8 protein-coding genes and 1 tRNA gene are annotated in these 9,197 nt (G+C 60.1%); 7 read left to right on the top strand and 2 right to left on the bottom strand.

Features of this window, described 5'->3' with window-relative positions; translation table 11 throughout:
* From PHP59_RS03085 to PHP59_RS03075, 3 genes are all read left to right on the top strand, one after another.
* Positions 1-219, top strand: a 219-nt coding sequence (locus PHP59_RS03085; protein WP_300163409.1) for a hypothetical protein, incomplete at its 5' end; no start/stop codon positions are given.
* Positions 220-236: 17 nt separating this feature from the next.
* Positions 237-3,797, top strand: coding sequence for a NosD domain-containing protein (locus PHP59_RS03080; protein WP_366943714.1), 3,561 nt, complete (start codon positions 237-239; stop codon positions 3,795-3,797).
* Between the two features lie 17 nt (positions 3,798-3,814).
* Positions 3,815-4,903: a hypothetical protein gene (locus tag PHP59_RS03075; protein WP_300163403.1), complete on the top strand. Its 1,089-nt coding sequence runs from the start codon at positions 3,815-3,817 to the stop codon at positions 4,901-4,903.
* Between the two features lie 65 nt (positions 4,904-4,968).
* On the opposite strand, the gene PHP59_RS03070 is transcribed toward PHP59_RS03075, so the two are convergent.
* Positions 4,969-5,280 (bottom strand): DUF5611 family protein, encoded by a 312-nt coding sequence (locus tag PHP59_RS03070; RefSeq protein WP_300163400.1) that lies wholly within the window; start codon positions 5,278-5,280, stop codon positions 4,969-4,971.
* A 35-nt stretch (positions 5,281-5,315) separates the two neighbouring features.
* Here PHP59_RS03070 and PHP59_RS03065 point away from each other — a divergent pair, with 35 nt between their 5' ends.
* The 4 genes from PHP59_RS03065 to PHP59_RS03050 all read left to right on the top strand — a co-directional run bounded on the left by PHP59_RS03065 (position 5,316) and on the right by PHP59_RS03050 (position 7,122).
* Positions 5,316-6,038, top strand: coding sequence for a proteasome assembly chaperone family protein (locus tag PHP59_RS03065; RefSeq protein ID WP_300163419.1), 723 nt, complete (start codon positions 5,316-5,318; stop codon positions 6,036-6,038).
* Between the two features lie 6 nt (positions 6,039-6,044).
* On the top strand, positions 6,045-6,443 hold the full coding sequence (locus tag PHP59_RS03060; protein ID WP_300163397.1) for a DUF473 domain-containing protein: 399 nt from the start codon (positions 6,045-6,047) through the stop codon (positions 6,441-6,443).
* Between the two features lie 52 nt (positions 6,444-6,495).
* Positions 6,496-6,570, top strand: a tRNA-Arg gene (locus PHP59_RS03055).
* A 102-nt stretch (positions 6,571-6,672) separates the two neighbouring features.
* On the top strand, positions 6,673-7,122 hold the full coding sequence (locus tag PHP59_RS03050; RefSeq protein ID WP_300163394.1) for a hypothetical protein: 450 nt from the start codon (positions 6,673-6,675) through the stop codon (positions 7,120-7,122).
* A 58-nt stretch (positions 7,123-7,180) separates the two neighbouring features.
* On the opposite strand, the gene metG is transcribed toward PHP59_RS03050, so the two are convergent.
* Entirely contained in the window at positions 7,181-9,181 is a 2,001-nt protein-coding gene (gene metG / locus PHP59_RS03045; RefSeq protein WP_300163390.1) for a methionine--tRNA ligase, read from the bottom strand.
* Positions 9,182-9,197: the final 16 nt, after the last annotated feature.

The raw sequence follows: 9,197 nt of genomic DNA, 5'->3' as shown, positions 1-9,197 counted from the left end.
TACATCTGGAATGGCAGCAGTTACGAACTCCTGCAGGGCAGCACAAGCAGCAGCGAGGTCACGCTCACCGGTGAGGAGACCTCAAGCATCAGCAACTACGTCGACGGCGGCAACGTCACCGTGCTCGCGAAGCAGAAGGGCGCCACCGACAGAGACACATCATCAACCCTCTCGACTGACTACGTAAAGCTCGTGGTGACCCATCACCACACCAACTAACCCTTTTTTTCTTTTCTATGGTGATTTTCATGAAAAAAACGATTGGAATTTTCTGTCTTATTCTGCTTGCTCTCCTCATCGCACCGACGGCGGCGACGACATGGTACCTCCATGACGGCGATAACATCAGGGACTACACAGAGATTTCAGGAGCCGTAGATACACAACCAGGAGACATAATCTTCCTGTACAACGGCACCTACTCTCATTTTGACGTACAGAAACCACATCTCTCCATCATCGGCGAGGGTGCCAATCTGGTAACGATCGACTGCAGGGGGGGTAAATATATTGGTTTGGGAACTGAGCACTACGATGCAGATACAACCGGGACGTGGATTGAAGGATTATTGGTAACCAACAGCACATTTGGTATTACTTTCTCTCCTACCAATCCCGTATGTGGTTCAACATTTACACGTTGCTTCTTTGACGGGATGACAGAATCACTTAATATTAGAGGAAATAAAACCACATTTTCTCACAACATCGTCAGAAATTCCACTGCAAAATATTCTGCAGTTACGGTCGACAAAGTAGACTGTGTTGTCTCAGACAATCTCTTCATAAACAGTACAGGATCCGGATTGACACTCCAGGGGAAGGGTTCATCTTCAAACAACACCATCGTCAATAATACATTCAGTTCCTCTTCCACAGCAGGGCTTGAATTTTACAAGTCCGGCGGCGACAACATAATCTATCTCAACGAGTTCATCGACAACGCCGCTGATGTGATTTCAACCACATCACCAGCCCAGATCTGGAACTCCACCACCCCCATCACCTACACCTACAACAACACCGCCCACACCGGGTACCTCGGCAACTTCTGGTCAGACTACACCGGCGACGACACCAACAGCGACGGCGTCATCGACACCCCGTACGTCCTCCCTAACGGCCTCGGCACCGATTATGCACCGTTAATGTCGGCGCATGACGCCTACGCACCGCCGCCCGAGCCGCAGACCCGGTATGTCGACGACGACAGCGGAGCAGACTTCACCAGCATCTCCGATGCGGTCGCGGCCTCGAACGCCGGCGACACCATCGTCGTCCGCGACGGCGCCTACACCGAGAACGTGCTGGTGGACAAACACCTCGTCATCAGCACCGAGAACGGCGCCGGCGCCGTGACCGTCACGGCCGCGACCACCGGCAAACCGGTCTTCGACGTCGACGCCGACGGTGTGACCGTCGAAGGCTTTGCGGTCCGCGGCCCGACCGACGAGCACGTCGCAGGCATCGAGATCGTCGGCTTCGACAACTGCATCGTCAGGAAGAACGACTGCGCCGGGTGCTACAACGGCATCCACCTCGGCGGCGACGCCACCGGCAACACCGTCGAAGAGAACTCCTGCCACGAGAACACCAAACGCGGCCTCAGCCTCCGCGACACGGTCACCGGCAACCTCGTCTACAACAACACCTGCGAGAACAACGGAGAAGCCGAGATCTGCATCAAAGATCATTCTGCAAACAACACCATCTGGGCCAACGCCTTCCTCGGTCCTGTCGAGATCCTGACCGGCAACACCTACCACTCCCCCGAAGAGGTGACCTACACCTACCGCGGCGGCGAGTACACCGGCTACGTCGGGAACCACTACAGTAGATACACCGGCATCGACGGCGACAAGAACGGCATCGGCGACACACCGATGTCCTTTGGCGTCTACAAGGACGAGTACCCGATGATGGGCGAGTGGAAAGACGGTGAGATCACAGGACCTGCGCTTACCACCGTCGCCGTCACCCCGGCCGACGCCGAACTTGAAGAGAAAGAGACCTTCCAGTTCTCGGCAGCAGGGTATGACGACACCGGCGAGGCGATGGAAGACCTCGTCTTCACCTGGACGAGCAGCAACACCACCGTCGGAAGCGTGAACGCCACCGGCTACTTCGAAGCCCTCGCCGGAGGCACCACGACCCTCACCGCAGAGAGCGACGGCGTGCAGGGCACCGCCAACGTCACCGTCATCGCCCTCGCCGACCTCCCCACGATCAGGATCGTCAAGTATGCAGAAGATGGGAGGACCATCGCCGACGAGACCACCGTCACCGTGCGGTGGATGAAGAAGAACCTCCCGATTTATGGAGGGGAGAACGGCGTCGAACTCCACTTCCAGGGCCCGGTCTTCAGCGACGAGTGGAACGAAACCCATCCGGGCAAACCCTACGACTTCTGGGATGCCGAAGAGACAGTCAACGCCAACCCGGGCAAGATCAACGAAGTTGTGAAAGGCACCTCCGTGCGCGACCTCTGCAACCTTGTCGGCGGTGCCGAAGAGGGCAACGAGATCAAACTCTCCGCGGGAGATGGATATAAGAAGGCCCTCCCCTACTCCACATTCTATAATCCGCCGACCAGGCAGGGCGAAGCCATCATCGCATGGTGGACCGAATACCAGGGTGAAGTCCCGGCATACCGTGACGGCCCCCGCCTCTTCTTCATGGCCCCGGACGGCATCTTCGGCAACTGGGACATGCACGAGTGCCTCCCGGAACGCTACTGGCACTACTACGAGAAGAAACCCTCAGTGGCCGGGATGTCGGTCGCAAAGATCGACACTATCGAGATCCTGCCCGCACCCAGAGAGGACTGGATCCTCACCCTCAACGGTGCGATCGCTGAAGAGATGAGCCGCACCTACTACGAGCACGGCGTCGGGTGTAACGGCGGCATACACAGCGCCGAGTGGACCGACGACGGGAAGATCTGGTCGGGCATGCCCCTCTGGCTCCTCTGCGGATGGGTCGACGACGGCCAGTCGCACGGGACCGGGGCATACCGCGACGACCTCGCCGACGCCGGCTATACAATCGTCCTCATCGACTACGGCCCAGACGGCATCGCAGGCACAGCCGACGACAGAAACGTCGAGCTCCAGAGTGCCGACGTGAAGCGCAACAACGGTTATATCCTCGCCAACGAGATTGGCGGCCGACCACTCGAAGAAGGGGACTGGCCTCTCAAACTCGTCGGGCCTTCCGTCCCCGCAGAGAAGCAGCTCGGCAGCATCGACGCGATCAGGCTCACCGGACTCCCGGGAAGCGATGAAGGCATGGCCCTCACCCTCCACAAGGGCTGGAACTTCGTCTCCACCCCGAGGACCCTCGGGCCCGGCAACGACACCGTCGCCGTCTTCGGCGGCGTCGACTGTGCCGGCCACTCGATCTTCGGCTATGACGGCACGAACGGCTGGGAAGTCCTCAAGACCAGTGCCCCGATCAAACCGCTCGACGGCATCTGGATCTACTCCAACACCACCGCGACCGTCGCCCTCACCTTCGACACGCTCAAACTCACCACCGCACCCACAAAGGCTCTCATACCGGGATGGAACGCCATCGGCTTCTCTGACATCAGCCCGGCACCCGCAAAGGACGCACTCGTATCGGTGAGAGATGCATGGGCAATCCTCATCGGCCTCGATGCCAGGGACCAGGCCTATGAATCCTCGATCATCAACGGGGGCAGCGGAGCGCACACAGACGAGAGAGATCTCAACCCCGGAGAGGGATACTGGCTCTTCATGCGGACCGGCGGCACTCTGGCCGCCATCAGCATCTAAATTTTTGAGGGAATATGATGAAAGGCAGAACAGCAATCACCGTGCTCATCCTCGCTATGGCAGCCCTGATCGGCACTGTCGTGGCAGCCAACGAGACACCGGTCGTCCCCCAGGAGTTCAGTGGGACGGTAACCATCAACGGAAACCCGGCACCAGCAGGAACAGTGATCGAAGCATTTATCGACGGTACATCGTACGGCAAACTCGCTACGGAGAGCACAGGAGTCTATGGTGGAGTTGAAATAGACGACGACCGCCTTGTCGTCAAGGGAGGAGGGGATGTGATCGGCAAGACCATCACCTTCACCGTGAACGGGAATAAAGCTGCAAAAACCGCAGTCTTCAGCCCCGGCGAACTCGGAAACATTGACCTGAGCGTACAGGCAGGCGGCGGCACCACGCCGGGCGGCAGCACAGGAAGTGGCAGTAGCGGCAGTGGCGGCCGCGATCCGTCGTCCCCCCGTGAAGTCTTCCCCGACGTCAGGACCCCGGCGTCCCCGGACGTCGGCACCACCCCGCTGACCACCACCTCCACCGGCACGGTGGACAGGGACGCCGCCGTCGTCTCGTCGGACAGGATCGCCACCCTCTCGGTGCCTGAAGGCACCACGGCCCGCACCTCAGAAGGCACACCCCTCACCAGCATCAGCATCAGGCCCGCATCCCCGGCCGAAGTACCCGCGGCCACCGGAGAGACAGGGTTTGTCGCGGCAGGCTATACCTACATCTGCGAACCCGCAAGCGCCACCTTCAACCCGGCCATCACCCTCACCTTCGCCATCCCGCCGGAAGTCTGGGCAAAGGAAGACATCTCCACCCTCACCGTGAAGTGGTACAACCCGAAGACAGGCGCATGGGAAGATCTGGAGACCACCGTTGACAGGGAGAAGAAGACAGTCTCCGCCCGGGTATCTCACTTCAGCACCTTCGCCCTCTTCGTCGAGGCCAGAGCCCCGGCGAGCGGCGACGTCACGCCGACAACCACCGCGACACCGGCACCAGACGGCGAAGAAACGCCCGCCATCCCCTGGACCATCATGGGGATCGTCATCATTGGGGCAGGCATCGTGGTCGGCGGGTATCTCTGGAAAAAGAAACAGAATTAATTCTTAAACCTCTTTTTTAAAGAGACCAGACCGATTGAAGAAGAGAGAGAGAGAGAGAGAAGTGTTCACTCGGCCTTCTGCATCTTCTTCGCCCGTTCCTTGGAATTGTACCCGGTAACGGCGTCGAGGTACTTCCGGAACCGGCGGTTCGTGTCCAGGATCGTCTCGTCGTCCGCGGCAAGGTCCGACTCCGTGTCCACAAGGACCGTGCTCCCCTTCGGGCCGAGGGAGACGGCAAGCATCTTCAGGGCGCCGTACGAGATGGTGTACCGGCCGTCCTTCTCCGACGGCTCCACGCCGAAGCACTCCGAGAGGGAGGCGACCATCCGCTCCCCGAGCCCGTCTTTAAACCCCCGCTTAATCGGATATTCCTGCATAGTACTTTATCTAGTCGACTGTGTATCTTAAGATGATGTCGGCCGAACCGGAGATAAAAATCACTTCAAAGCCCCTGAGCGGCGAAAACCCTCTCGTCCTCATGGGCTTCCCGGGCAGTGGCCTTGTCGGGAGCATTGCCCTGCAATACCTCGTGGAGCAGATGGAGTTCGAGCAGATCGGGAATATCACGAGCAAATACTTCCCGCCCGTCGCCATGATGGCAAAGGGCGTCATCAATGTCCCGGTCAGGATCTATGAGAAGGCGGAGACGGCGGCTATCGTCGCCGACATCCCGATCCACCCGATGATCTGCTACGAGGTCGCGAACGGGATCATCGACTGGCTCGCCCGGTATCCCGTGAAGGAAGTGATCACGATCGCGGGCATCGTCACCAACGAACCGGAGAAGAGGGTCTTCGGCGTCGCCACCCGGGAAGAGATGCTTGAGAGGATCAGGGACGAGACCGTCATCCTCCCGATGGGGAGCATCTCCGGGATCGCGGGGAGCATCCTCACCGAGTGCAAGATCAGGAATCTCCCTGGCTACGGGTTCCTCGGTGAGACGGTGAACACTCCCGACCCCCGCTCGGCGGCGGCGGCGCTGAAGGTGCTAAACACCCTGTACGGGCTGGACGTCGATGTCGAACCTCTCCTCGAACAGGCGGCCGAGATCGAGGCGACGATGCACAAACTCGCCGAAGATGTCCAGAACGCCGAGACGCCCCAGAAAAAAGATAACCTTCCGATGTACGGGTGATGCACGATGAAAATGACTGCATTGACAGGGATAGCAGGGGGGGTCATATCCGAACTCAAACAGGGAAAACCGCGGACCATCGAGCTGCAGAGCACGAACAATGTCGTTTCCGTCGCAGCGCTCGAACCGGGTCCCGATACCCATCTCTTTCTCACGAGCGTCGACCTCGAAGACCTCTCGGCCGGCGATGTCGGGATCATCGTCAGGGTGCTCTCGGTGAACATCAACATGAAGCGGGTGATCGACTATATCCACCCGGTCTACTACGAGGAGCGCGAGCGCCTCTCCGCCCGGGTCCAGGTCAGTTACTGCGGCAACTCCATGGCGAAGTCGGTGGAGATCGGTTCCATCTGCCGCCCGGTCGTGGTGGAGGCGGTAAAGGCGGCGCATTACCACGCCATCTGATCCCTCCTTCATAACTTTCTTAACTACAGAGAGCAAACTCTAGTGGTCACAGGGGCCTGTGGCTTAGCCAGGACATAGCGCCGGGCTTCTAACCCGGATGCCGGGGGTTCGAATCCCTCCAGGCCCGCTCCTTCATCATGAAAACCACTGAAATGGTTTTCGAAAACCGCCTGAAACTTCGTATGAGCGATTCTACAAAACATATATTCCCGGAGCGTGAAGCATCTGTGTGACTTTCACGCGGCCAATCGCCCTTCTTCTGGTCTTTGTTACAGCCGTCGTTCTCGTCGCATACCCCCTGATCGCAACAGCCCCCTCCCATGACCCGCAGATCCCCCGGGCTGAAACCGTCTGCGCGGGGAACGGGGCGGCGATCATGATCGAGGGGATCTGCGCCGCGGAGGTCGTCACTCTCACCGACCCCGGGGGTGTCGGCCACACGGTCGGCAGAGGCGTCCTCAGGCCCACCGCAGACGGTGGCAACACCACATGGTACCTCTTCAGGTACGACACAGGCAACGCGGGCACCCCGGAATACTGGATCACCAATGAACCGGCGATGGTCTTCTCCGACGACTACCTCGACGCCGTCGAACCCTTCCCCTACAACGGCATCTGGGAGGTCGGGATCGACGACGGGGCCGGTACGGTCAGTGTGCGGGTCCGGGTCGGCGAGTGAGAAAGGCGTTCTCTTCCCCCACAGGATGCGGCCCTTCTTACGTCAAGAAAAAAAGAGTTTAATGGATCTTCGTGCCGGGCGCGACATCGCGCAGGGGCATGAGAAGGGAGGCCTCTTCGCCCGCGGCCAGGATCATGCCGCGGCTCTCGATCCCGAAGATCTTCGCGGGTTTCAGGTTCGCGATCATGACGACGTTCTTCCCGACAAGTTCCTCGGGGGAGTAGAACGTGGCGATGCCGGAGACGACCTGTCTCTGCTCGTCGCCGAGGTCGACCATGAGCCTCAACAATTTCTTCGAACCCTTCACCGCTTCCGCGCTGACGACGCGGGCGACCCGGAGGTCCATCGCCGCGAACTCGTCGATGGAGACCTCAGAGGTCTCTTCTGCTGCTTTCATCTCTTTCATCCGTGCTTCACTCACGCGCATTTCCAGTATTTTTTCCAGTTCGGCAACCTTCTCGTCCTCGATCTTCGCAAAGAGGGGTTCGGGTGCCGGCAGGGGCCCGCTCTGCACCGACTCGAGCGCTTCGCTGATCCGGTGGGTAGAGACGCTGTCCGTATAGCCGAGCATCGCCCAGGCCCGTCCCGCGGCGTCTGGCATGACCGGCTCGATGATGAGGGCGAGGGCGCGGGCGAGCTGGAGGCAGTTGATGATCACCTGCTCCGCGGCGGCCCGGTCGGTCTTGACCAGTTTCCAGGGGGCGTTGTTCTGGATGTAGGTGTTCCCGTAGGCCGCGAGCGCCATCATCGAGTCCACCGCGTTCTTGAACTCGTACTCCCGCACCGAGACGTCCAGCCCCTCAAGGCAGCGCCCGATCTCGGAGAGGACCTCCGGGTCGGCCTGGCCGGGCGGGACGCCGCCGAAGAACTTGTGGGCGAAGTGGAGGGTGCGGTAGAAGAAGTTCCCGAGAGTGTTGACGATCTCGGTGTTCACCCGCTCCTGGAAGATCCTCCAGGAGAAGTTCAGTTCCTTCGTGTGGCTCGTGTATGAGAGGAGGTAGTAGCGGAGGTAGTCGGCCGGGAGGCCCTGGTCCAGGTAGTCGTCGTTCGTCCAGACGACATAGCCGCGGGACTTCGAGAACTTCTGGTCCTCGAACTTCACCATGCCCGAGGCGACCACCGCATGGGGCGTCCCGTAGCCGGCGCCGTGGAGGAGGGCGGGCCAGAAGATGCAGTGGTGGTAGATGATGTCGCTCCCGATGAAGTGGGTGACCTCGCCGTCGCCGCACCAGTAGCGCTTCCAGTCGTTCCCGGTCTTCTCGGCCCACTCCTCGGTGAAGGAGATGTAGCCGATGGGAGCGTCCACCCAGACATAGACCACCAGGTCGTTCCTGCCCGGGAACTTCACGCCCCAGTCAAGTGTCCTGGTGATGCACCAGTCATGGAGTTCGTCCTTCACCCAGCCGATGGCATAGTTGCGGGCATTCGTGGTGCCGGAGAGGCCGTCGAGATAAGTGAGGAGGAAGTCCTTGAACTCGCCGAGCTTGAAGAAGAAGTGCTCCTGTTCACGCATCTCCGCGGGCGACCCGCAGACCTTGCAGACCGGGTTCTTGATCTCGCCGGGCTCCAGGTGGCGGCCGCAGCCCCGGTCGCACTCGTCGCCCCGCGCCTCCGCCCCGCAGTACGGGCAGATCCCCTCCACGTACCTGTCGGGGAGGAAACGGTTGCACTTCGTGCAGAAACTCTGCTGGATCGTCTGCGAGTAGACATAGCCGTTGTCGATCAGGGCCTGCACCATCGATTGGGCGCGGCGGTGATTGGCCGCGTCGTCTGTCATGCCGAAGTGGTCGAAGGTGATCTCCATGCGCTTGAAGGTCTCGTCGAAGTGCGCGTGGTAGCGCTCCGCGAGGACACGGGGGGTCGCACCCTCCTGCTCGGCGCTGATCACGATCGGGGTTCCATGGTTGTCAGACCCGCAGATGAAGACCACGTCCTCACCGCACCGCCTGAGATACCGCACATAGAAGTCGGCAGGGACATAGGTCCGCAGATGCCCGAGATGACAGGGGCCATTCGTGTAGGGAAGCCCGCATGTCACCAGCAACGGTTTGCCACTCATCTGTATCCTCTTGGCG

This window comes from Methanofollis sp. (genome assembly GCF_028702905.1).
GTDB lineage: Archaea > Halobacteriota > Methanomicrobia > Methanomicrobiales > Methanofollaceae > Methanofollis.
The sequence above is the reverse complement of the archived record's forward strand: the minus strand, read 5'-3'. Positions and strand labels throughout refer to the sequence as shown.